The following is a 20,322-nucleotide window of genomic DNA, read 5'->3' on the forward strand; positions in this document are numbered from 1 at the left end:
AAAGGCCAGCACATGACTGATCCATTCGTCGGCGAGATCCGAGCCGTCGGGTTCAACTTCGCTCCGACCGGATGGGCGCTCTGCAACGGGCAGCTCCTGCCGATCTCGCAGAACACGGCGCTCTTCTCACTGCTGGGAACGAACTACGGCGGCAACGGTCAGACCACCTTCGCACTCCCGAACCTTCAGGGCGCGAGCCCGATCGGCCAGGGTCAGGGGCAGGGGCTCAGCAGCTACGACCTCGGTCAGCAGGGCGGGTCGAAGTCCGTGACCCTCCTTTCCGCAGAGATGCCGTCTCACTCTCACGTGGCCCAGGCGGTCGCAGCGCTCGGCACCACGAGCACACCCAACCAGAACGCGTGGGCCGAGCCGCGCTATGGCAGGGCCGCCGAGCGCAACTACGCAGCGACATCCAACACGACGATGCATCCGCAGTCGATCGGCGTGGCCGGGGGTAACCTTCCGCACAACAACATGCCGCCGTACCTGGTCGTGAACTACATCATCGCCATGCAGGGGATCTTCCCTCCCCGCCCATAGCGCTCGCCCCCCTCGCTCGCCCCCCTCGCCCCCCTCGCGCCCCCCTCGCCGAATGTGGCCTCTTCCGACGAGTATGTCCGGTATGTGGGGCACGGTCGTCGGAAAAGGACACATTCGCGAACCGAGGCTACGGTCGCAGCCCTCACCCCCAACCCCCGTCCCCCTTCCCCCGTGCCTCCCACTCCCCCCGTGCCTCCCACTCCCCCCGAGACTGCGTGAATCGTCGAAAAGCAGGCTCTTTTCGACGATTCACGCAGTCTCGCGCAAGGGGGAAAAGGGGGAGGGGCGGGGGCTACACGACCGTAAGCCCCTCGCCGCCCTCAGCGAGATCAACCCGAACGGTGTCGCCGTCGCGGATCGTTCCTGAGAGCAATGCCCGTGCGAGGCGGTCGTCGATCTCGTGCTGCATGAGCCTTCGCAACGGTCGCGCCCCATAGACGGGATCGTAGCCGCGTTCGGCGAGCCAGCTCCGAGCATCCGGGGTCACGGCGAGCTCCAGGCGCCGCTCGCCGAGCCTGCGAGACAGCCGGTCGATGTAGAGCTCGACGATCTCGCCCAGTTCCTCGTGCGACAGAGCGGAGAAGACGACGATGTCGTCGAGCCGGTTGATGAACTCGGGCTTGAACGCCTGTCGCACGAGTTGCTGCACGGCCTGCTCCTTCTCATCCTGCGACAGGCTTGGGTCGACAAGGATCGGAGAGCCGAGATTTGAGGTGAGAACCAGGATGACGTTGCGGAAGTCGACCGTTCGTCCCTGCCCATCCGTCAAGCGCCCGTCGTCGAGCACCTGCAGCAGCACATCGAAGACCTCAGGGTGAGCCTTCTCGACCTCGTCGAGCAGGATCACTGAGTAAGGACGTCGGCGCACCGCCTCGGTGAGCTGCCCGCCCTGCTCGTAGCCGACGTAACCGGGGGGAGCGCCGACGAGGCGGGAGACGGAGAACTTCTCGCCATACTCGCTCATATCGATGCGCACCATGGCCTTCTCATCGTCGAAGAGAAACTCGGCGAGCGCCTTGGCGAGTTCGGTCTTGCCCACACCCGTCGGGCCGAGAAACAGGAAAGACCCTGTCGGACGGTCAGGGTCCGAGACCCCTGCGCGAGTGCGGCGCACGGCGTCGGCCACGGCGTTCACGGCGCGCTTCTGACCGATGAGCCGCTTGCCGAGCTCACTCTCGAGATGGAGCAGCTTCTCGGTCTCGCCCTGCAACAGGCGGCCGACCGGGATGCCGGTCCAGGCGGCGATGACGGCGGCGATATCCTCGGCAGTCACCTGATCGTTGACCATGAGCGGACCATCGCTCTCGATCTGCTCCGCGACGGCGAGTTCCCGCTCGATCACCGGGATATCGCCGTAGAGCAGGCGGCTCGCGCGCTCGAGGTCGCCTTCACGCTGCGCACGATCGGCGTTCACACGCGCTTCGTCGAGCCGACCCTTGAGTTCACCGACGCGGTTGAGCGATGCACGCTCCTTGTCCCAGCGCGCCTGCAGTTCGGCGAGTCGCTCCTCCCGCTCGTGCAGGTCCTCTCGCAGCTTCTCGAGTCGCTGCTTAGACGCGTCGTCTTTCTCCTTCTTGAGCGCGAGCTCCTCTAGCTTGAGCCGGTCCACCCCGCGCCGCAGCTCGTCGATCTCGACAGGAGCCGAGTCGATCTCCATGCGCAGGCGGCTCGCAGCCTCGTCGATGAGATCGATCGCCTTGTCTGGCAGCTGGCGGGCGGTGATGTAGCGATTGCTGAGGGATGCCGCGGCGACGAGCGCGCTGTCGGCAATGGCGACCTTGTGATGCGCCTCGTACCGCTCCTTGAGTCCGCGCAGGATCGCGATCGTGTCCTCGACGCTGGGCTCGCCCACGAAGACCTGCTGGAAGCGCCGCTCGAGCGCGGCGTCCTTCTCGATGAACTCGCGGTATTCATCGAGCGTCGTCGCACCGATGAGTCGTAGCTCACCACGGGCGAGCATCGGTTTGAGCATGTTGGAGGCCGCGACGGATCCCTCGCCACCGCCGGCGCCCATGAGGGTGTGCAGTTCGTCGACGAAGGTGATGATCTGGCCGTCGGCGTCGTTGATCTCCTTGAGCACGGCCTTGAGTCGTTCTTCGAACTGACCCCGGTACATAGCACCGGCCACGAGTGCGGCGAGGTCGAGCGCAACGAGCTGCTTTCCTTTGAGGGACTCGGCGACGTCGCCGGCGACGATGCGCTGGGCAAGGCCTTCTACCACGGCGGTCTTGCCGACGCCCGGCTCGCCGATGAGCACTGGATTGTTCTTGGTGCGCCGGGTCAGCACCTGGCTGACCCGCCGAATCTCAGCGTCGCGCCCGATCACGGGATCGAGTTTGCCGCTCTTCGCTATCTCCGTAAGGTTCACGCCATACTGCTCGAGGGCGCTCTTGGCTTCTTCTTGCGGAGGCTGTTGCCCTGGCTGCATTAGCGAATTCCTTTCAAAGTTGAGTCGATATGACTCAACTTTATCAAGCGCGACGCGGTTTCGCCAGACCTCTCTCTTCTTCCCTCACCCTCACCGCCTTCCTCGAGACTGCATGAATCGTCGAAAAGAGCCTCCTTTTCGACGATTCACGCAGTCTCGAGGGGGAGGGAGGGGAGATAGGGAGGAGAGGGGGTGGGCGCGCGGCGGATGAAAGGATGGACGAATGCGGGGGAAACAGAGACGGATGCGGGAGACGCAGAGAGGATGGACGGAATGACGGCACAGCACATCGAGGTGGCCGTCGTGGGGCTCGGCGCAATGGGGGCGAGCGCCCTCTGGCGACTCGCCGAACACGGCGTCGCCGCCGTCGGCTTCGAGCAGTTCGCCGTCGGCCACGCGCTCGGGTCCACGCACGGAGCGACCCGGCTCTACCGTGAGGCCTGCCTCGAACACCCCGATCTCACCCCTGTCGCACAGCTTTCGCGTGAGCTGTTCCGCGAACTCGAGGAACACAGCGGTGAGGAGTTGTTGCGAATGACCGGCGGCGTGATGATCGGGCGGGAGGACTCCGACGTGGTGCGCGGGACGCTCGCCGCGGCATCCGCCCATGGGGTCGAGACCGCCCGCATCGGCAGCGCCGAGCTCTCCGAACGCTACCCCCAACACGCCGGCCTCGACCCGGACGATGTCGGAGTGCTCGTGCCGGGCGCTGGGATCGCATTTCCCGAGGCAACCGTGGTCGCGGCCGTCGCACGCGCTCGGGCGCTCGGCGCTCGCACCATCGAGAACACGCGAGTGCTCGAAGTCGACCCCGGCGACGACGACGTGCGCATCCGCACCGCTGAGGGCGAGTGGATCGCCGATCGCGTGATTCTCACCCAGGGAGCATGGCTCGCCGCCGCCGTTCCCGGTCTGCGACTGCAGCCGGTGCGCACCCCGATGACCTGGTTCGAGCCGAAGGCGGGGGGCGACGACTACCGAATCGAACGATTCCCCGTCTTCGTGCGCCAGCTCGGCCTGCGAGATGTGCTCTGGGGCCACGGCTCCGTCGGTACAGGAGCCCACGGCGACCTCGTCAAGACGGGAGTCGGCGATATCTGGCACGAGCGTGCGACCCTCGATCCCGACCGGATGGATCGAGGAGTGCGGTCGAGCGACTGGAGCGAGGTGGCCGGGCTCATGCGCACGGCCCTGCCGGGTATCGATCCCGCGCCCGCGCGCGTTGACCCATGCATGATCACCCTCTCCCCCGACGACCAGTTCGTCGTCGGCCACTCACCGCTCCACCGTCGTATGGTGGTGGGCGGTGGCGACAGCGGCCACGCGTTCAAACACGCACCCGCGCTCGGCGAAATCCTCGCCAGGGCGGCCATCGGCCTCGAACAGTCCATCGAGACGGGCTTCATGGATCCCCGGCGATTCTCCGTCTGAGCGCGACGACACGAAGGAGCGAACGAATGCCACTCACGGGCGAGTACGAGCGTGGAACGGCCGACTGGGCCAGCGAGCAGGTCGAGACCTACGAGTCGTCCGGCGGCACGGCAGGCACCACGATGCGCGGTCGACCGGTGGTCGTGCTCACCTCGGTGGGCGCGAAGTCCGGCAAGCTGCGCAAGGTTCCGCTCATGCGCGTCGAGCATGACGGCGATTACGCTGTCGTCGCCTCGCTCGGCGGAGCGCCGAAACATCCCGTGTGGTACTACAACCTCGTGACCAACCCGCACGTCGAGCTGCAGGACGGCCCGGAGAAGCACGATTACGACGCACGGGAACTCTTCGGCGACGAGAAGGCGGTCTGGTGGGCGCGCGCGGTCGCAGCCTGGCCAGACTACGAGATCTACCAGAAGAAGACGGCGCGCGCCATTCCGGTGTTCCTCCTCGCCCGCCGAGCGGAATGAACCGGATCACGAGAGTGACGGCGCGGCACATCCGAAGGCCGTCGCGCGACGCTCGTCGGATTCTCAGCTTGACGTAACCCTCACCCCTTACGATGGGTGCAATGAGTGCGCCTAATCGGGCTGCCGCCGCAGCGAGAGTTCGCCCATGATCCGCCAACCTCAGACCCGTCGATCACAGACCGGTCCCGTGCCGTCAGACACCCCACCGCCTGACAAGCGGCGTTCGGCGGCACTCAGGCATATCGGCAAGCGTCTCCCGCCGAACGCTCGGGCGCGACTGTGGGCCTGGATGCAGCGGCCCAGGACACTGCTCTGGGGCTTCGTCGCGTTGCATCTGCTCTTCCTCGGCGCGATGCTCCCGACGATGATCGACGGTGGGACGATGGGCGACCTGCCGCTCTACCGGCGTTGGGCGATGGACGCCATCGAGAGCGGCTCATGGCCCGGCATAGACTTCGAATGGGTCTACCCGATCGGCGCACTGGCGCCGATCGTTCTGCCCAACATCTTCGGCTCGGCCCTTTACCTGACGGTCTGGTTCCTGCTGCTCACCACGGTGAACGCGGCCTCGATCTGGGTGATCACCGACGGCGGACGACGTGCCGCAGGCTTCACGGCCGCCTGGTGGTGGATGCTCATCCTGCTTCTGCTCTCGCCGGTGGCCCTGCTCAGGCTCGAGGGATTCACCGCCCCTCTCGTCATCATCGCGATCGTGCTGCTGGCGCGTCGCCCCGTCGTGGCATCCTTCATGCTCGCAGCCGCCACTTGGATCAAGGTCTGGCCGGCCGCCGTCATCCTGGCCGCGATCACGGCGGGCGTGCGCCGCAGGGCGATCATCGTCACGACCGCCCTCTTCTCACTCGGGGTAGCGGGCGCCGTCTGGGCGGCGGGAGGGCTCTCCTTCCTCGCTGGCTTCGCGACGATGCAGTCCGACCGAGCCTTGCAGCTCGAAGCACCCGTCGCTACACCCTGGCTCTGGATGGCGATCGCCGGGGTTCCGAAAACTCGCGTCTACCAGAACTACAACATCGCGACGCGGGAGGTCACCGGGCCAGGCGATGTCGCAGCGATCGCCGTGCTCACCCCGCTCATGCTCGCGGTCGTCGCAGCCATCGCGATCTTCGTCGTCTGGGCGAAGCAGCGTGGAGCGGACCCGCAGCGCCTGCTGCTCGTGGGCGCCCTCGGACTGACGAGCGCGTTCGTGGTCTTCAACAAGGTCGGCTCGCCGCAGTACATGCTGTGGCTCGCGCCCATCGTGGCCGTCGGACTCGTGAGCAGCTGGCCCCACTGGCGGGCCCCGGTGCTGCTGCTCACGGTGATCGCCACGCTCACAACCCTCGTCTTCCCGATCTTCTATCTCGCTCTGATCGACCTCAATCCGATCGTCGCCGGAGTGCTCACGGCGCGCAACGCCCTGCTCGTGGTGCTGCTCGGATGGTGCATCCGCGAACTCTGGATCATGGCAAGACGCGGGCGGGCGGGCGCCGCGATCGATGCTCTGGATCCTGTGGCCTGAAAAGGACTCCCCGGCGTCCGCGGGGGATCTAGCCACGCCGCCGCGAGGCCGTGATGGTGAACTTGCTGTTCCGAGCGATCTGGCGCGTCGATCCGATCAGTCGTTCGAGCACTGGAACATAGGCGAGGTGGGAGTTCCACACGCACCAGAGCTCGCCTTCCGGCGCGAGCACGCGGCCGACGTCTTCGAAGAGCTTGAGCGCGATTCCAGCGTGCACGGCGGGCCCGAGGTGGAACGGCGGGTTGAGCACGATGAACTCCGCGGAGCTGCTTGCCTGCGCGCCGAGCGCGTCGTCGCGCACGACCGACACCCGGTCGTTCACCTCGTTCGCACGCACGGTCGCCAGAGTCGATGCGACGGCGGCGGCCGACTGGTCGCTTGCGATCACGCGGATTGCCGGCCTTCGCATCGCCAGCGCCGTGCCCAGGATGCCCGTGCCACAACCGAGGTCGATCGCCGTCTCCGCCTCAGGACTCGCATCGTCGAGGTGCTGGAGCAGGAACCTCGTGCCGATGTCGACGCTCGTACCCGCAAACGCATCACCATGCGCCGCGACATACATTCCGATGTCGGAATGAAACTGGACTCGAGGCCAAACCGGGTCGAGCTGCCGCCCCTGGACCGGGGATCGGACGACCGAACGCCGAAGCTCGCCCGCCCTCAGCACCCGGGACTTCTGGCGAGCGAGCGAGACGTCGACGCGAACGAAATGCCGACTCAGCACGTCGTTCATTGCCGGCGTCATGTGCTTGATGCGTCCACCGGCATACACGACGACCGACGGCTCGGCGGTGAGCGCGATCAGTTCCACGATCTCTTCGAGCGCGGCCAGCCCGCGCGGCAACTGCATGAGCACGAGCCGCGCGCCCGAGAAGAGCTCGCCGTCGAGGTCTGCGGAACGGTAGCTGCCTGAGAGCCCGAGAGCTTCCGCGTTCGCGGAGAGCGCGAGTTCGCCCGACAACGGATCCTGGTGCACCCGGATACCGCGAAGACCGTGCAGGGCGGCAGCGGCGAGCGCGAGCCCCCCGTAGTGGTCACCGACGACGACGAGCTCACCCGGGCCGAGCAGGCTCAGAGCCCCGGCGGCCTCGTCGAGCAGGAGACGATCCGCGGCATCCACCGCATGCAGATTGGCGGCCTCGACATCGGGAAAACGACGGAGAGCGTCGGCGTCCCATATGGCATTCACCCCCTGATCGTAACGATCGGGGCTGAAAGCAACCGTTCAAAAATAAGAATTGCCTTTCTCGTCAACAACTGTAGAATTACCGCCACGACACATCGGAGTGGCGTTTGACTCGGTTCCTGGAACCGCGACATTCGCGAACCTCGTTCCGTCGGAGCGCTGAGCGCGAATGAGGGACGAGCTGCACCGCTCGAGCGATTTCCTCGATAGATCCACACCCCCACCACCAACGCCCTGGCAACCGAGAGAAGAAAACGATGAAGAAGGCATCATTCGCGGCGATACTGGCCGCAACAGCACTCATGCTGACCGCCTGCTCCCCCGGCAGCGACAGCAACGACAGCGGCTCCCCGAACACCGGCACCACCGATCTCAAGATCGGCAACTTCCTCGACGTGAACTCCTGGGACCCCGCTCTCGCCGACATCGGCTTCGACGGCCCCTACCTGTCCGCCGTCTACGACCCGCTCGTTGCCCTCGATTCCGACGGCAACCCGATCCCGGCTCTCGCCACCGACTGGAAGGTCTCCGACGACTTCCTCACGGTGACCATGAACCTTCGTACCGACGCGAAGTTCAGCGACGGCGAGGCCTTCGACGCGAAGGCGGCCGTCGCGAGCCTCAAACATCTCAAGGCAGGCCCCCGCTCCGGCGAGGCCTACCTCAGCGTCGCCAGCTTCACTGCGGTCGACGACGACACCGTCGAGTTCGCTCTCACCAGACGCGACGACACCCTGCTCTACTTCATGGGCCTCGGCCGCAGCTACATGATGTCGCCCTCCGCCATCACGGCGAACAGCCTCAAGGACGCCCCCGTCGGTTCTGGCCCCTACACCCTGGAGGCGTCGACGAGCGTCGCCGGCGCTGAGTACCACTTCGCCAAGGTCGCCGACCACTGGGACTCGAAGACCTATCCGTTCACCACCCTCACGATATTCCCGATCATCGACGCCACGGCACGGCACAACGCCATGCTCTCGGGTCAGATCAACGTGAACTTCGCCAACGCGACCGACATCCCGCAGGCCGAGGAGAACGGCTGGAACGTGGCGTCGAAGGTGTCCGGATGGGTGGGACTGCAGTTCATCGACCGCACCGGCGCAACGCTCAAGCCGCTCGGCGACGAACGCGTGCGACAGGCCCTCAACTACGCCTTCGACGGCGCAAGCATCCTGCAGTCGATCGGCAGCGGCGCTGGCGCAGCTTCCAACCAGGTGTTCCCGGCCGGAGGCACCATCGACGACAAATCGCTCGACGACATGTACGCCTACAGCGTCGAGAAGGCCAAAGCACTCCTCGCCGAGGCCGGCTACGCCGACGGTTTCGCGCTGAACATGCCCATGTCGCCCGTCTTCCAGACCTGGCAGGCCGTGGCCGAGCAGTCGCTGGCGGCGATCGGCGTGACCGTGACCTGGGACGACATGCAGCAGCCCGACTACCAGCTCAACGCGCCGACCTACCCGATGTTCATCACCTTCCTGGCAATGGACTCGAACCCACTCGCGACCGTCGCCCGCCAGGTGACGAGCGCCCAGTGGTTCAATCCCGCCCCGCAGTACGACCAGTTCCCCGATGTGAAGGCCCTCGTCGATGAGATCTCCACGTCTCAGGGCGACGACCAGCTGAAGGCCGTCGGAGAGCTCGACACCCTGCTCACCAAGAAGGCCTGGTGGTCGGTCTGGTACCAGGCCGAGAACACCTACTTCAGCTCCGACGGCATCACCGTGACCCCGGTCACGGGCATGATGTTCCCAACCCTGCGTTACATCCAGCAGGGCTGACCCACCGCCGGGCGGGTCGTCGCCGCCTCGCGACGGCCCGCCCCTCACACAGGAATCGACATGATCTGGTTCACGGTCAAGAGACTCATCTCGGGCGTCATCCTGCTTCTCGCGGTGGCCACGGGAACGTTCTTTCTCGCCCACCTCGCGATCAGCGACCCGACTGCCGGCCTGCTCGGCGACATGGCGACCCCAACCCAGCAAGCGGCCCTCGCGGCTAGGCTTGGCCTCGACCGGCCCATCCTCGTGCAGTTCTGGGACTGGTTCAGCCATGCTGTGATCGGCGACTTCGGCACCTCCTGGCGCAACTTCCAGCCCGTCAGCAGCCAGATCGCGCTCAAGCTACCCGTCACGCTCTCCGTGGTGACCTTCGCCACGATCCTCTCAGCGGTCTTCGGCACCGTCTTCGGCCTTATCTCCGGCCTGCGCCCCGGCAGCGTCATCGACCGCATCGTCAAGACCAGCACCGTCGTGCTGTTCGCCCTCCCCGGCTTCTGGGTGAGCCTCGTGCTGGTGATGTGGTTTGCCGTACAGCTCAAGTGGTTCCCCGCCGTCGGCTACGTGACACCGGCGCAGTCGGTCGACGGCTGGCTGCGCTCCATCACGCTTCCCGCCGTCGCGCTCGCCCTCGGCGCCATCGTCTCCGTCGCCGAGCAGCTGCGCAACGCGGTCATCTCCGCCAACAAGCAGGACTACGTGCGCACGCTGCGCAGCCGCGGCCTCTCCAACACCCGGGTGACGCTGCATCTCCTGCGCAACGCCTCTCCCGCCGCGCTGACGGTGCTCGCCCTCATGTTCGTCGGGCTCCTGAGCGGTGCGATCGTCGTCGAGGCGATCTTCAGCCTGCCGGGAATCGGACAGCTCACGAACTCGTCATCGCAGATCGGCGACATCCCCATCCTGCTCGGCATCACCGTCGTCTCGGTCGTCTTCGTCGTGATCGTGAACTTCCTCCTCGACGTCATCCTCGGCTGGATCAACCCGAAAGCACGCATGCAATGACGACGACCGCGATCACAGAGAACATCGACGTCCGCCTCACGCGGCGTGGCACGATCTACTCCCGCTTCCTACGCCGGCCGGCCGGGGTCGTCGCGCTCGCGATCTTCCTCGTCGCGCTCGCCGTCGCGCTCGTCGCACCCTGGATCGCACCCTACGACCCCAACCTCGTCGACCTCTCGATCACCAAGGCGCCACCGAGCCCCGAGCACCTCATGGGCGGCGACTCCACCGGCCGCGACATCTTCAGCCGCCTGCTGTGGGGCGCACGCACCACGCTCTACGGCGCGCTCGTCACGATCGTCACGGCCGTGGCCGTCGGCGTTCCCACCGGCGTGGCGGCCGGCTACTTCGGTGGCGTCTTCGACCGGGTGACCACCTGGATCAGCGATGCCCTGCAGGCGATCCCCGGCATGATCATCCTGCTCATCGTCGCCGCAGGAACCCGTTCGGACTTCACGATCCTGATGGCCACGATCGGCGCTTTCATGGCGCCAGGATACTTCCGCCTCTCCCGCTCGACGACGCTCGCCGTGCGCAACGAGGCCTACGTCGACGCGGCCAGGGTCGCGGGACTCACCAACGGGCGCATCATGTCGCAGCACGTCGTCAAGGCCGTCTATGCTCCCGTCATCATCCAGACCGCCCTCACCGCGGGAATCGCCATGGGCATCCAGGCCGGACTCCAGTTCCTCGGCATCGGCGACGCCAACACCCCGGGCTGGGGTGCCATGATGAACGACGGCTTTCGCACCATGCTCACGCAACCGCTCATCCTGCTCTGGCCCTCCGTCGCCCTCGGTCTCACGATCGCGGCGCTCGCGATCATCGGCTCCACGCTGGCCGACCTCGTGAGCGTGCGCACGCCGACAGTGCGCAGGAAGCGCGATGGGCGCACGGCGCGAAGCCGTTCGGCCGCCGCCGGTGCGAGCCGCAGGCCCGGCGAGGAGTCGCGAGCCATGACCGTGTCGACCGGTGTCGTCGCGCATGCCGCCGAGAAGTCCGCCGTGCGCGTCGAGAACCTGCGAGTGAGCTATGCCGGCGTCGGTGAAGACACCGAGGTCGTGCACGGCATCACCCTCGACGTCGCACCAGGAGAGGTGCTCGGCATCGTCGGTGAATCCGGCTCGGGCAAGTCACAGACGGTGTTCTCGATCCTGGACCTGCTGCCAGCCGGAGGCGACTACGTCACCGACGGCATCTGGATCGGGGGCCGCGAAGTGACGCATCTGACTCCCGCCGAGCGGCACAAGATGCTCGGCACCGAACTCGGCTACATCCCGCAGGAACCGATGTCCAACCTCGACCCGTCCTACACCATCGGCCACCAGCTCATGGAACCGCTGCGCTCGGTGCACAGACTGCCACGTGCGGAGGCCCGCGCGACGGCCGTCGCCATGCTCGAGCGGGTCGGCATCATCGACCCAGCCAGGGTCATGCGCTCCTATCCCCATCAGATCTCAGGAGGCATGGCGCAGCGCGTGCTCATCGCGGGCGCCATCGCGGGCAAGCCGTCGGTCATCGTCGCCGACGAACCCACGACGGCACTCGACGTCACCGTGCAAGCCGAGGTGCTCGAACTACTGCGCGAGCTGCAACAGGAGTATCGGATGGCCCTCGTGCTCGTGACCCACAACTTCGGCGTTGTCGCCGACATCTGCGATCGGGTCGTGGTGATGAAACAGGGCGAGATCGTCGAGGTCGGCGAGGTGTCGGCCATCTTCCGGCATCCCGAGAACGACTACACCCGAGAACTGATCGGTGCCTCGCTCGACGGCGCAGAGAGCAGAAGCGAGCTCGACGCAGCCAAGGCCGACGCCGGAAAGGCGGTGCAGCTATGACCACACAACCCCTGCTCACCGTCGAAGACCTCGTCATCGACTACGGGCATTCCCGCAAGAAGAGCTCCTTCCGCGCCCTGCACGGCGTCTCGGTCGACGTTGCCGCCGGCGAATGCGTGGGCCTCGTCGGAGAGAGCGGATCGGGAAAGTCGACGCTCGGCAAGGCCATCCTGGGCCTTGTCCCCGTGACGAGCGGTCGCATCCTGTTCGGCGGGCAGGACATCACGCATGCGAGGGGGGCGGCGCGGCGGCGGCTCGCCAGCAGCATCCAAGTGGTCTTCCAGGACCCCTACGGTTCCCTCGATCCCACGATGACGGTCGGCGACATCCTCGCGGAGCCGCTCGTCGCCTCTGGCACCTCGAAGCGCGAAGCCGCGAAGGCCGTTGCCGAGATGATCGACCGGGTGCGACTGCCCGGGAACGTCGTAGGCCGCTACCCCAGCGAGTTCTCGGGCGGCCAGCGCCAGCGCATCGCCATCGCACGCGCCCTCGTGCGCCGCCCGCGGCTCATCGTGTGCGACGAGCCCGTGAGCGCGCTCGACCTCACCACCCAGTCCGCCATCATCGACCTGTTCATCGAGTTGCAGCGCGACACGGGCGTCTCATATCTCTTCGTATCGCACGACCTCGGCGTCGTGCGCCGGATCTGCCACCGGGTCGCCGTGATGTACCGGGGTGAGATCGTCGAAGCGGGCGCGGGGGAGACGATCACGCGCGAGCCGGCCCATCCGTACAGCCGGCGGCTTCTTATGGCGTCACCGGTTGCAGACCCCGTCGAGCAGGCGGCGCGCCGTCAGGCGTGGCTCGGATTGCGGGAGCCGACCGCCGTCTAGCGCCATGAACCCGGAGAGTCTGCCCGAAGGCGGCTGTCTCGCTGTCAGCTCAGCGACGCCGCAACGGAGGTGATCCAGGCACGTTGACGTCGCGTCTCGACAGCCCGTGGGTGATGGTTCGCGCGCACCCAGGCAACGACGGTGTCAGCCGGGAGTCCGCTCATCATGGCGAGGACGGCGATCGCAGCTCCTGTTCTGCCGATTCCACCGCCGCAAGCGATCTCGACCCGTTCGTATGCAGCTCGCGTGTGCGCTTCCCGTAGCGCGTCGTGGGCGTCCTCGGTGGAGGCGGGGAGGCGGAGGTCGCGCCACCCCGCACCGCGGGTGGGTGCAGGAGGGCAGGAGGGCAGGAGGGCAGGAGGGCAGGACAAGGATGCCCTGGGGCGCATGACCGCCTCTGGGCATCTCTTTTCGTCGTTCAGGTGGCGGAGAGTTCGCGGGCGGGGCCGAAGACTTCGTAGTGCACGCGTTCGGGCGCAATACCGCGTTCGGTCACGAACCGGTGAACGCTGGCCATGAACGGCAACGGCCCGCACAGGTACACCTCCGCCTCCTGCGGGACCTCGACGTGGGAGAGGTCGATGCGTCCCGCACGCAACAGCTCGTCGGGCTCGCGGGACCCCAAGTCGCCATACCACCGGTGCAAGGTCGCCGACGGCAGCGCCTGGACCAGTGCGGCGAGCTCGGTGCGGTGCGCGTGACTGGCCGGGGAACGGTCGGCGTGCAGGACCGTCACTGTCCGAGTGGACTCAGTGCGCATGAGATGGCGGAGGAATCCGATCATCGGGGTGATCCCGATCCCAGCGGATGCGAAGACCAGTGGCCCGTCGCCGCCATCGAGGGTCAGCTCGCCGAACGGTCGCGACACCTCCAGCACATCGCCCTCGAAGACGTTCTGGTGCAGGAAGTTCGACACCTCTCCTGCAGGCGACTCCAGTGCCCCGTCCCGGCGCATCGGGACGGCCTTGACAGAGATGCTCACCTGTCCCGGTGCGGCGGTGCCGGTAAGGCTGTACTGGCGGATCTGTCGTGCGCCGTCGGGCACGGTCACCACCACGGAGATGTACTGTCCCGGACGGCCCGAGGCAAGCTCGCCGCCGTCGGCAGCGGCGAAGACGAACGACACCGTATCCGGCGACTCCTGCACACGCTCGCGCACGATCACCGACTGCCACACGTCTCCCGGCTCAACGCCGGCAGAGGCATACAAGTCCTGTTCGATCCGGATAAGAGCGTGGGCCATGTCCCAGTACACCTCGTCCCAAGCGGCGGCGACCTCGTCGGTTACGGCGTCACCAAGCACTTCAACGATCGCAGCGAAGAGGTGCTCATGGACGATCACGTACTGCCCGGGCGTGATCCCCAGCGATGCGTGCTTGTGCGCGATCCGCGGTAGCACCTCGGCCGGATCCTGGCCGTCCTCGGACACCAGCAATGTCGCGTACGCGGCGATTGCGGCTGCCAGAGCACGCTGCTGATCACCCTGTGCCTGGCTGCCCCGGTTGAAGAGGTTCTTCTCCAGCTCGGGGTGCGCGGCGAACATGCGGCGGTAGAAGATCGGCGTGATCTCGCCGATCGCGGCGCCGATGACGGGAAGCGTGGCGCGAACAACCGCGGCAGAAGCTGACGAAAGCAAGGACTTTCCTTCCAAGATATGACGAAAGACAATTAGGCCGGACGAGCGGCGATGGTCAACAGCAACTGTCGGGTAGGCGGTGCGGCAACATCTGCCACGGTCACCGAGTCCAAGGATGCAAAGAACGCCTCTCGCGCTACGCGAAGTGCACTCCTTAGCCCGCACCCCCCGCGCAAGGGACAAGGACTTGCACCCTCGCACGTGACCACCTCGCGAGGCCCCTCAAGTTCCCCAGCGAGAAAACCTATCGATACGCTGCCGGCGCCATCCGCAAGCCGGACACCCCCGTTGCGTCCCCGACGAGACTCGACGACACCCAGTCTCTGCAGCGCCGCCATTGCTTTCACAGCGTGAGAGTAGCGCACGTCGAGTTCCTGAGAGAGCGCCTCCGTGGTCGTGGACACGCCAGGTTCAAGCACCACCAGCCGCATCAGGAGTCGCAGAGCGAGGTCAGTGAATCCCGTCAGCTGCATTGCTCCACGCTATCAAATCTGCATCTTGATTGCATATTAAGAATGGCTAGGGTTGCGAGACCGGGTAGTCGCTGATTGAGGCAAGCTTCTCATAGGGGCCGCTGAATCGTCACTCCGGCGAACAGCGCTCGGGCTCGCGGTCCGTCTTCGCGCCCTGGGCCGGGTGTTTCCGCTACGCGTCGCCAGGAGCATCCACGCCGCCGTCATGGTCTCTTTCGTGGCGTTTGTCATCGCGCATGTGACTCTCATGTTCGCGACAGGGCGCCCCGCAACCTCAACCACATGGACGCCGTGCGCGATGACGGCGGTTGGGCGGGATTCTGGGTGTTCGCGGCATCCGTCGCCGTCACGGCGGTCTTCTGGGTGGCGGCCCGACCGGCCGTGCTCGAATCGCAGACCGGGCTGGGCGGCGGGGTCGAGAGGCGCTAGCTCCGCTCGCTCGGCCGGGCCCCGCAGGTGGCGGTGGCGGGTCTCTACCCTCTCCGCCGCGCAGTTTCTCCCGCCTCGAGGTACTCCCGCCTCGAGGTACTCCCACCGCGGCGTCAGGCCGCCGGAATTGGTGCAATCACTCGAGGCAGCCTCTCATATACATCGGATGACTAGATCCTTAATCTGCCGCAGGTCTTGCCACCAGCTCGCTTAATCCGGTATACCTGACGGTGATTAGTCCGATGTATATGATGAGCAGCGCGGTCGACACGACAGTCCGATGTCCAAGTGACGTGCGCGGTCAGCTACCCGTCGACAGGAGTCAGAATCGTGCCAGCCCCTTCTTGCCATCCGGTCCCTGTTGCTCGCCGGATGCCTGCTGCTCGCTTTCCGAACCACCGACGTGATCAGGAGGGACGGCTACCCGGTCACCGGCCGACCCACCGACAACATCGGCTGGGTGCGGCGGGCAGGCCTGTTCGACCTGCAGCGCGACGCCGGCGGCGAGCCGTACCGTTCCCTGCCGGACCGGGCCCGGACCGTGGCGGATGAGCTCTGGGGCTTGGACGACGTCATCCTCTCCGTCGAGCGGCTTGACGGCATCAGCACCACCCCCTCCGTGCTGTGGACCACTCGCGTATGCCACGGCCGCAACGACCTCTTCCCCGTCAACCCGTTTACGGCGACCAGGGCCAGGCCACCTTCACGATTCCCGGTCTGTTCCAGGCCCGAGAGCTGGGCCAGAGCCGCTGGCAGACGGCCGACACGACGCTCAGGGTGGCAATGTCCGCACTGGCCGTCCGGCTCTGCGAACTCAAGACGCTCGGCAACCGCCCGTAACCGATCCGATCCGAAGGAGCAATGATGAACGACGCACACCAGCAGCCATTGCAGGCCTCGGGGGCAACCGCCCCCGAGGGCATGCCGTCCCGGGGCGGGACGTCCCGAAGATCGGTGCTGCACGCCGGCCTCACTATCGGCGCGGCGGGGCTGCTCGCGCCGGCGCTGGCCCCCACCCGGGCTTTCGCCAGCGAAGGCGCCCAACCCGCCGCAGCTCCTTTCCTCACCCCGCCGGAGCCGACCCCCGAACTCATCTACCAGACGTCGTTCGAGGACTCCTCTGACAGTAGCTGGCTGACCCAGGCCACCAGCTTCGACACGGCCCAGCAGTACAGCGGTTTGGCGTCGCTGAAGTACACCCGAACGGACGCGACGAGCTACGTGTTCACCGGCCCGCACATCGCCGGAGCTACGTCACGTTACGACGAGATCTCGGCGTCGGTCTGGGTGAAGACCGCGGGCATCACCGACGGAGGTGCCTCGTTCTGCGTCGAGTGGTACACCGCCGACGACTGCTATCTGTCCGGCAACTACACGAACTCCACCTCGTCGACGGAGTGGACGCAGCTGACGTTGGCACCGTTCGCGGTGCCGATCGATGCCGCGTACATGAAGGTGATCTTCTTCCTGGGCCGCGATCACGCCGGCACCGCGTGGTATGACGACCTGGCCGTGTTCCGATCCGCGCCGAGGCTGCTGCGCGCCAAGCTGGCGACGCCGTCCTATCGCGGCCTACTGATTCCAGGCGAGTCCGAGGACATCGATCTTCGCGTGCAGCTCTTCGCACCGGACGACACCCCACACGACTACCGGGTGCGCGTCGAACTCCTCGACGCGAACGGCGGGCAGGTCAATGTGCGAACCCTGGCCGGGCAGCAGGATCTGCGGTACACGTACTCGAGTTCGAACCTGGCTTACGGCGACTACACGCTACGGGTGTCCGCGCTGGCGTCGGCGGGCAGCGTCGTGGGGCGGCAGGAGACCCTCTCGCTGAAGAAGCTGCGCAGCAGCGAGGTGCCCGCCTCCTATATCGACTCACACGGCCGGCTGCGACGCAACGGTGAGCTGTTCTTCCCCTTGACCGCCTACAACTATTCGCCCACGACCCAGAACCTGGATGACCTGGCGTACGCCTCGTTCAACAGCCTGATCTCGTACGGGGCGCCGACCCAGGCCCAGATGGACCTGACGCAGGCTAAGGGGCTGTCGGTCGCCTATATCCATCAGAACACCGACGTGTCGACTGTGCAGCAGTTCAAGAATCACCCGGCCCTGCTCGCCTGGTACATCAACGACGAGGGCGATCTGAGCACGCGGCCTGCCGAGCTGCGTGCACGGTATGAGTCGGTCTTGAACAACGACCCCGACCATCCTGCCTATTCGGTCGACTACCGCGTGTGGCCCGGCGGCGACGAGGAGTACGTCACCGACGCCTATGGCACCGACGGGTACCCGATCTTCGGCTTGCCGACGGACCGGCCTCAACGGGTCAGTCGACTGGTCGGGGCGACGGTGGAAGAGATGCCCAACCGCATGATCTGGCCCGTGATCCAGATTTCCAACCAGGGCAACTACGGTCCGGGCCGAGGGGTACGGCCTCCGACCCAGGTCGAAGTGCGAAGCATGTGCTGGCAAGCCATCGCCAAGGGCGCGACCGGCCTTTCCTTCTACTCCTACTTCGACCTCGTGACGGACAGCAGCGGTGTCTCGCCTCAGACGCTGCTCGATCAGACCAAGGCTGTGGTCAGCGAGATCAGGTCGCTGGTGCCGATCATTCTCGCTACCGGGCGGCTTCCGAACATCAAGACGACGGCCAGCGACGACTTGCTCACCTGGACCACTCGGGAGGCCGACGGCCGACGTTTCATCTTCGCTGCGAACACCGCGAAGGAGAGCCAGCAACTCAGCTTCGGCAACATCCACGCCCGGTCGGTCGTTGCCTTGGCCGAGAACCGGACCATCGCGGCACCGAACAATGCGTTCCAAGACACGCTGCCTCCACTCGGTGTCGGTCTGTACGAGCTGCAGGCCTGACCTCGGTTATGCAGGCGTGCGGTCGAGTCTTCGATCGCACGTCTGCGCCGGGGTGATCGATCGGATATCTGGTGTGAGAACCGACCAGGTCTCCGTTGCTCAGCACGGTCGGCCCCGAAACCAGGATCTATCTTCAGGCGCGGGTGATGTCACGGCCGGCTGCACTCCGGATATCCGCGGGGTAACCCAAAGGATGGGTGAGATGCCGTTGTCACGGAGGCGCTCGTCGGCGGCCTGGACTCCGGCTTGTAGCCAGACATTGACGCGTTCGACGGCTTCGACGTCGCGGATCGGGTCAAGATGCGCTGCGTCAGCAGCGCGACCGCGCTCAAAGCGAGAGCGGTCCGGCCAGGCTGTCTCTTCCTAGTCATGATGATGTCTCCCTTGATCCGTGACTTCTGGAGACGAACTCCGCCCCCCGTCGCGCCGCACGAGCCATCACCGTTGGCTAACCCTGTTGGCGAAAACCCTAACCACGGCTAAACTGTAACAGTCGACCGACACAGTTCGAACTGTATCAAGTTCCTAAAACAGTTCAGAGGTGTTTTCAGGATGAGAGGAGAGCCGCATGCTAATCGCGGCCATCACCGTCACCGCCGGACTCATACTCGTGTTGGTATGGACCGCGGTGCGTTTACGTTTCTTCGTCCCGCAAGCCAGCGATGCCGCCCGACCAGTCCCCGTCGACCGCTCCGGGCTGATCCGGTCTGCGCGGCGTCGCATCACGCTGAGCATCGCCCTGACATTAGCTTCCGCGGCGACCGCCGTCATTCTCAACCAATCTCACCCGACGGCACTGGGTCTTATTCTGGCGCTTGCTCCCGGCGGCGCTGCGATCGCGGGTCTTGCCGCGTTCGTTGTCTACCCGTCGCCTGCCATCCAGAAAAGCCCACTGCGCACTGCGTCGTTGCGCCGCCGCACGCCGTGGAGCTTCGGAGCCCGCTGGGAGTTGCTGATGCCCGTGAGCGCTGCAGTCGCGCTCATCGCCTACCTCGTCACGACCGGCCTTTCAGCTAGCCTCGACCAAGACGGGCTATCGCGAGCTTTGTCCCGAGCGGATCCGCTCAGTACTCGCGTCACGACCCCTTACCCCGGCTGGTATTACGCCGCCCCCCTCATCGCCATGACCATCATTCTTCTTCTCTGCGCGTGGATTGCGCTGCGACGCATCGCAGTTGCACCGGCACCATCCGATGAGGAGTCCGCGATCGCGGACGACTACTGGCGCCAGCGCACCACCCGGTTCATCGTGCTGCTGACCACCAGCGCGATACTCAGCTATGCGGCGGGCGTCCTCGCCTTCGGCGGCGCCGCCACCACACGCATAGCTACGAGCATCGACGCAAGTGGCACACCGGTGACGACAGCAGACGACCTGGTAGCAGGTATCGTGCAGATCGGGATCTCGATCCTCTTCGCAGTTGCCGCAACCGGCATGCTGGGGAGCCTGATCAAACGCGTCGTCGCCTTCTGGACGGTGAGGACGCCGGAAACCGTGAACGCGTGATCACGATCGACGAGAGCAGCCCGGTTCCGGTCTTCGACCAGATTTGCCACCAACTCGATGGACTGATCCGCACCGGCTTGCTCCCTGCCGAGCACAAACTACCGTCCGTGCGACAACTCGCCGCCGACCTCCAGATCGCCCCTGGCACGGTCCTGCGCGCCTACGCCGAACTCGATACCAAAGGACTCATCGAAACCAGACGCGGACGCGCCGCTCGCGTCAAACCCCACCAGCAAGTGCCCGCCGATGTGGTCGCAGCGGCGCGAGCCCTCGCCGATGCCGCGCACGCCAACCGGATCGACCTCACCTCAGCACTCGGCGCCGTCCGCGCCCTCTGGGACAAGGGATCATCCTCAGCGACGCTCTTCTAACCCCGACGCA

At 66.0% G+C, this 20,322-nt stretch carries 19 protein-coding genes; 13 read left to right on the forward strand and 6 right to left on the reverse strand.

Translation table 11 applies throughout. From position 1 onward, the window contains the following. Positions 1-12 precede the first annotated feature (12 nt). Positions 13-540, forward strand: coding sequence for a phage tail protein (locus tag ACFQB0_RS08515; protein ID WP_386730162.1), 528 nt, complete (start codon positions 13-15; stop codon positions 538-540). Positions 541-832: 292 nt separating this feature from the next. On the opposite strand, the gene ACFQB0_RS08520 is transcribed toward ACFQB0_RS08515, so the two are convergent. Beyond that, the gene (locus tag ACFQB0_RS08520; RefSeq protein ID WP_386730164.1) at positions 833-2,968 is read right to left on the reverse strand and encodes an ATP-dependent Clp protease ATP-binding subunit; all 2,136 of its coding nucleotides are present in this window, start codon (positions 2,966-2,968) and stop codon (positions 833-835) included. Positions 2,969-3,241: 273 nt separating this feature from the next. Here ACFQB0_RS08520 and solA point away from each other — a divergent pair, with 273 nt between their 5' ends. The 3 genes from solA (at position 3,242) to ACFQB0_RS08535 (ending at position 6,382) form a co-directional block, all read left to right on the forward strand. Beyond that, a complete protein-coding gene (gene solA, locus ACFQB0_RS08525; protein ID WP_386730168.1) occupies positions 3,242-4,399 on the forward strand; it encodes an N-methyl-L-tryptophan oxidase in 1,158 nt (385 codons plus the stop codon). 26 nt (positions 4,400-4,425) lie between these two features. Further along, on the forward strand, positions 4,426-4,866 hold the full coding sequence (locus ACFQB0_RS08530; RefSeq protein WP_386730172.1) for a nitroreductase family deazaflavin-dependent oxidoreductase: 441 nt from the start codon (positions 4,426-4,428) through the stop codon (positions 4,864-4,866). Between the two features lie 145 nt (positions 4,867-5,011). Beyond that, the gene (locus ACFQB0_RS08535) at positions 5,012-6,382 is read left to right on the forward strand and encodes a hypothetical protein (protein WP_386730175.1); all 1,371 of its coding nucleotides are present in this window, start codon (positions 5,012-5,014) and stop codon (positions 6,380-6,382) included. A 28-nt stretch (positions 6,383-6,410) separates the two neighbouring features. Here the strand turns inward: ACFQB0_RS08535 and ACFQB0_RS08540 are convergent, their stop codons facing one another. After that, positions 6,411-7,571: a class I SAM-dependent methyltransferase gene (locus tag ACFQB0_RS08540; RefSeq protein WP_386730178.1), complete on the reverse strand. Its 1,161-nt coding sequence runs from the start codon at positions 7,569-7,571 to the stop codon at positions 6,411-6,413. Between the two features lie 254 nt (positions 7,572-7,825). On the opposite strand from ACFQB0_RS08540, the gene ACFQB0_RS08545 reads away from it, so the two are divergent. From ACFQB0_RS08545 to ACFQB0_RS08560, 4 genes are read left to right on the forward strand one after another with little or no spacing between them, the layout of a single operon-like run. After that, entirely contained in the window at positions 7,826-9,349 is a 1,524-nt protein-coding gene (locus ACFQB0_RS08545) for an ABC transporter substrate-binding protein (RefSeq protein ID WP_386730181.1), read from the forward strand. 60 nt (positions 9,350-9,409) lie between these two features. Further along, positions 9,410-10,351, forward strand: coding sequence for an ABC transporter permease (locus tag ACFQB0_RS08550; RefSeq protein WP_386730183.1), 942 nt, complete (start codon positions 9,410-9,412; stop codon positions 10,349-10,351). Further along, positions 10,348-12,189 (forward strand): dipeptide/oligopeptide/nickel ABC transporter permease/ATP-binding protein, encoded by a 1,842-nt coding sequence (locus ACFQB0_RS08555; RefSeq protein WP_386730186.1) that lies wholly within the window; start codon positions 10,348-10,350, stop codon positions 12,187-12,189. The genes ACFQB0_RS08550 and ACFQB0_RS08555 overlap by 4 nt, the downstream gene beginning before the upstream one ends. Further along, on the forward strand, positions 12,186-13,022 hold the full coding sequence (locus tag ACFQB0_RS08560; protein WP_386730189.1) for an ABC transporter ATP-binding protein: 837 nt from the start codon (positions 12,186-12,188) through the stop codon (positions 13,020-13,022). Before ACFQB0_RS08555 ends, ACFQB0_RS08560 begins: the two co-directional genes overlap by 4 nt. A 44-nt stretch (positions 13,023-13,066) precedes the next feature. Here ACFQB0_RS08560 and ACFQB0_RS08565 read toward each other — a convergent pair whose 3' ends face one another. The 3 genes from ACFQB0_RS08565 to ACFQB0_RS08575 are packed head-to-tail and all read right to left on the reverse strand — an operon-like array spanning position 13,067 to position 15,131. Beyond that, positions 13,067-13,411: a protein-tyrosine phosphatase family protein gene (locus tag ACFQB0_RS08565; RefSeq protein ID WP_386730192.1), complete on the reverse strand. Its 345-nt coding sequence runs from the start codon at positions 13,409-13,411 to the stop codon at positions 13,067-13,069. Positions 13,412-13,440: 29 nt separating this feature from the next. Continuing rightward, a complete protein-coding gene (locus ACFQB0_RS08570) occupies positions 13,441-14,658 on the reverse strand; it encodes a globin domain-containing protein (RefSeq protein WP_386730194.1) in 1,218 nt (405 codons plus the stop codon). Between the two features lie 32 nt (positions 14,659-14,690). Further along, complete coding sequence (locus ACFQB0_RS08575; RefSeq protein WP_386730197.1) at positions 14,691-15,131, reverse strand: Rrf2 family transcriptional regulator; 441 nt, start codon at positions 15,129-15,131, stop codon at positions 14,691-14,693. 282 nt (positions 15,132-15,413) lie between these two features. Between ACFQB0_RS08575 and ACFQB0_RS08580 the strand changes: the two genes are divergently transcribed. Beyond that, the gene (locus ACFQB0_RS08580) at positions 15,414-15,560 is read left to right on the forward strand and encodes a hypothetical protein (protein ID WP_386730199.1); all 147 of its coding nucleotides are present in this window, start codon (positions 15,414-15,416) and stop codon (positions 15,558-15,560) included. A gap of 322 nt (positions 15,561-15,882) precedes the next feature. Here ACFQB0_RS08580 and ACFQB0_RS08585 read toward each other — a convergent pair whose 3' ends face one another. Further along, on the reverse strand, positions 15,883-16,206 hold the full coding sequence (locus ACFQB0_RS08585; protein WP_386730202.1) for a hypothetical protein: 324 nt from the start codon (positions 16,204-16,206) through the stop codon (positions 15,883-15,885). Between ACFQB0_RS08585 and ACFQB0_RS08590 the strand changes: the two genes are divergently transcribed. The 4 genes from ACFQB0_RS08590 to ACFQB0_RS08605 all read left to right on the forward strand — a co-directional run bounded on the left by ACFQB0_RS08590 (position 16,200) and on the right by ACFQB0_RS08605 (position 20,312). Then, positions 16,200-16,400: a hypothetical protein gene (locus tag ACFQB0_RS08590; protein WP_386730204.1), complete on the forward strand. Its 201-nt coding sequence runs from the start codon at positions 16,200-16,202 to the stop codon at positions 16,398-16,400. The genes ACFQB0_RS08585 and ACFQB0_RS08590 overlap by 7 nt on opposite strands. Positions 16,401-16,421: 21 nt before the next feature. Continuing rightward, a complete protein-coding gene (locus tag ACFQB0_RS08595; protein ID WP_386730206.1) occupies positions 16,422-18,434 on the forward strand; it encodes a hypothetical protein in 2,013 nt (670 codons plus the stop codon). Positions 18,435-19,002: 568 nt separating this feature from the next. Then, positions 19,003-19,941, forward strand: coding sequence for a hypothetical protein (locus ACFQB0_RS08600; RefSeq protein ID WP_386730208.1), 939 nt, complete (start codon positions 19,003-19,005; stop codon positions 19,939-19,941). Next, a complete protein-coding gene (locus ACFQB0_RS08605) occupies positions 19,938-20,312 on the forward strand; it encodes a GntR family transcriptional regulator (RefSeq protein ID WP_386730210.1) in 375 nt (124 codons plus the stop codon). Before ACFQB0_RS08600 ends, ACFQB0_RS08605 begins: the two co-directional genes overlap by 4 nt. Positions 20,313-20,322: the final 10 nt, after the last annotated feature.

This window comes from Luethyella okanaganae (assembly GCF_042660285.1).
GTDB lineage: Bacteria > Actinomycetota > Actinomycetes > Actinomycetales > Microbacteriaceae > Luethyella > Luethyella okanaganae.

Bases quoted from the DNA above. Each gene is read 5' to 3' on its own strand.
- ACFQB0_RS08515 (WP_386730162.1), top strand. From the start codon at position 13: ATGACTGATCCATTCGTCGGCGAGATCCGAGCCGTCGGGTTCAACTTC.
- ACFQB0_RS08520 (WP_386730164.1), bottom strand. From the start codon at position 2,968: ATGCAGCCAGGGCAACAGCCTCCGCAAGAAGAAGCCAAGAGCGCCCTC.
- solA (WP_386730168.1), top strand. From the start codon at position 3,242: ATGACGGCACAGCACATCGAGGTGGCCGTCGTGGGGCTCGGCGCAATG.
- ACFQB0_RS08530 (WP_386730172.1), top strand. From the start codon at position 4,426: ATGCCACTCACGGGCGAGTACGAGCGTGGAACGGCCGACTGGGCCAGC.
- ACFQB0_RS08535 (WP_386730175.1), top strand. From the start codon at position 5,012: ATGATCCGCCAACCTCAGACCCGTCGATCACAGACCGGTCCCGTGCCG.
- ACFQB0_RS08545 (WP_386730181.1), top strand. From the start codon at position 7,826: ATGAAGAAGGCATCATTCGCGGCGATACTGGCCGCAACAGCACTCATG.
- ACFQB0_RS08550 (WP_386730183.1), top strand. From the start codon at position 9,410: ATGATCTGGTTCACGGTCAAGAGACTCATCTCGGGCGTCATCCTGCTT.
- ACFQB0_RS08555 (WP_386730186.1), top strand. From the start codon at position 10,348: ATGACGACGACCGCGATCACAGAGAACATCGACGTCCGCCTCACGCGG.
- ACFQB0_RS08560 (WP_386730189.1), top strand. From the start codon at position 12,186: ATGACCACACAACCCCTGCTCACCGTCGAAGACCTCGTCATCGACTAC.
- ACFQB0_RS08565 (WP_386730192.1), bottom strand. From the start codon at position 13,411: ATGCGCCCCAGGGCATCCTTGTCCTGCCCTCCTGCCCTCCTGCCCTCC.
- ACFQB0_RS08575 (WP_386730197.1), bottom strand. From the start codon at position 15,131: ATGCAGCTGACGGGATTCACTGACCTCGCTCTGCGACTCCTGATGCGG.
- ACFQB0_RS08580 (WP_386730199.1), top strand. From the start codon at position 15,414: ATGGACGCCGTGCGCGATGACGGCGGTTGGGCGGGATTCTGGGTGTTC.
- ACFQB0_RS08590 (WP_386730204.1), top strand. From the start codon at position 16,200: ATGCCACGGCCGCAACGACCTCTTCCCCGTCAACCCGTTTACGGCGAC.
- ACFQB0_RS08595 (WP_386730206.1), top strand. From the start codon at position 16,422: ATGATGAACGACGCACACCAGCAGCCATTGCAGGCCTCGGGGGCAACC.
- ACFQB0_RS08600 (WP_386730208.1), top strand. From the start codon at position 19,003: ATGCTAATCGCGGCCATCACCGTCACCGCCGGACTCATACTCGTGTTG.